Annotated in this window: 1 protein-coding gene; it reads right to left on the reverse strand. The window is 52.4% G+C overall.

Features of this window, described 5'->3' with window-relative positions; genetic code table 11:
• Positions 1-185 (reverse strand): hypothetical protein (locus tag ALQ04_RS27085; RefSeq protein ID WP_221033425.1); only part of this gene is annotated, 185 nt, incomplete at its 3' end.
• Positions 186-317: the final 132 nt, after the last annotated feature.

Raw genomic sequence — 317 nt, forward strand, 5'->3', positions numbered from 1 at the left:
TTTATGGGTTTTAAATTTAACCAATTGATTTTTATAGATAAAAATTTACAGGCATGACTCTTGATATAGACCGTTCCCACGTACGGGCGACATAGCTCGTCCCCTTCAAGGAACAAGGGATGTTCATGCTCGTTTATCAGGCGGATTGCCTTCTCGATCTTCACCTCGCCCGCAGGTGCGGCCATGACTAAAAAGCACGGCACCCTGCAGCAGCGGCGCGCAGCACGCTTCGACAAGACCCCGAGCAGCGACACCAGTCTCTGTCCCTTCAAGGGGCCGGACATTGCGATTGTTCCAGTCCGCTACGCTCTGGACCG

It is taken from the genome of Pseudomonas cichorii, from assembly GCF_003700275.1.
GTDB lineage: Bacteria > Pseudomonadota > Gammaproteobacteria > Pseudomonadales > Pseudomonadaceae > Aquipseudomonas > Aquipseudomonas cichorii_B.